This window comes from Mycobacterium sp. SMC-17 (genome assembly GCF_045310915.1).
Lineage (GTDB): Bacteria > Actinomycetota > Actinomycetes > Mycobacteriales > Mycobacteriaceae > Mycobacterium.
Map to the genome: position 1 here is coordinate 1 of NZ_JBJIAK010000134.1, position 1741 is coordinate 1741.

Consider the following 1741-nt stretch of genomic DNA (forward strand, 5'->3'; position numbering starts at 1 on the left):
GTGGGGTTTGGGGCGGGGCGTCTGGAGCGCTCATTGGCGCGTGGGTGAAGTCAGGCCCGGAGGTCGACAGATACGAGATCGCCCCGCCACCATCGACTGTGGCATCGGTTGCCTGGGGTGGCAAGAGGTTGGTCACCTGCCGTTAGGCGATGGCCCAGGTGGTGCCCGTGTGCGTCAGGCCCAAGGTGATTAGCCGGCGCAGGTTGAGGGCGGCGGCTCGGTGGTGCAGCCAGTGGTCGTTTTTGGTGGTGCCGCGGTAGCGGACTTTGCGGTTGCTGCGGGTCAGCCAGGCGATGGAGCGTTCCACCATGGGCCGGTGTTGGCGGTACTCGTCCTGCCACTGGGGGGGTGCGCGCTGCTGCGCGGGCGGCACGCATCAGCGGTTCGTGCTCGCTGATGGTGAGCTTGCGTCCCCGTACTGCGGTAGTGCATCGGGCCGCCAACGGGCATGAGCGACAATATTTTTCGAATTTTGCGCCACCGCTGGGCGTGATGGTGACGGTGTGTGCGGCCGGGCAGCACGCGGTGCGGTCATCGAAATCGATGGCGAAGTCATCGCTGGTGACCCCGCCAGGCACTGGGGTCCGCAGCGGCAGCGGTTTGATCACCGCGACATGCTTGAGTTCGGCGAGGGTGGCGCGGGCTGCGCCGGTGCCGTAGGCCGAATCGCCGAGCACCCGCACCGGGGCATTTTCATCCTCAAGCAATCCCAGCCCGACGACCGCTTCGTGGTTATCGGGACCACTGGCCTTGGTCAGAGCACAGTCGGTGATGATCCCGGTATCGGGTTCGATCGCGATGTGGGCTTTGAAGCCGTCCTGGCGCCGATGCACCGTCTTATGAGCGTGCCGGGCCTCAGGATCCACGGTGGAGATGATGCGATCCTCGGCGACTTTCTGGGCGATGCGCCACTGCCCGTCGGTGCCATCGGAGCCTTCGACAGGTTCGACATCCTGCCCGGCGATCAGCGCTAGCAGGGCCACCGCCTCGGCGGCCCTCGGTCCCAGCTCCTGCTCGGGCAGATGCCCCAGCAGCCGATGCGCGTCGCCGACCAGGGCGTCGATGAGCTGATCACGGGCGGCCTTGTCGTTCCAGGCGATCGTGGGTTTACCCGGGTCGTGGTAATTGTGGGCCGTGCAATGAGTCTCGATCACCTCGGCGGCGCCGGGGACGTCGCGGCCCACGCGGCGGATCGCGGCGATCAGCTGGGTCACGGTGTCCTGGGTGGCCACCGCGTCATCGAGGACGGTGGAATCCAATGCTCGCCGGGTCTTGCCCGCCAGCACCGCGGTCTGCGCGACCACGGTTCGCACGGCCTCGAAGATCCGGTTGGGGCGATCCGAGGCCGCCAGCCGGCGCCGCCAGTAGGTCAGCGTCGTGGAGTGAAACGCCGGCGCGGTGACCGGCAGCCCGCACGCGGCTTTCCACCGCAGATCGAAGGTGACCGCGTCCACGGTCTCGTTGTCTGAGAGTCCGTGCAGGGCTTGCAGTGTGATCACCGAGGCCATCACCTCGGCCGGCACACTGGGTCGGCCCCGCCGCGACGGGAACAGGTCGGCGAACATCTCCTCGGGAAACAGCACATGGCGGTGGGCCGCCAGGAACGCAAACACACTGTCGGGCTTCAGAAGATGCCCGGCCACCGATTCGGCATCCAACAACTCACGCTGATCATCAGAGCGACCTTGCACCGCTCAATCATCGGCGAAACCCCAGGACAACCCTTGGCGCCACACCCGAT

1 pseudogene is annotated in these 1741 nt (G+C 66.7%); it reads right to left on the minus strand.

What is annotated here, in order from left to right:
* Positions 1-142: 142 nt before the first annotated feature.
* Positions 143-1691 (minus strand): annotated as a pseudogene (locus ACJH7A_RS30385) (IS1182 family transposase).
* Positions 1692-1741: the final 50 nt, after the last annotated feature.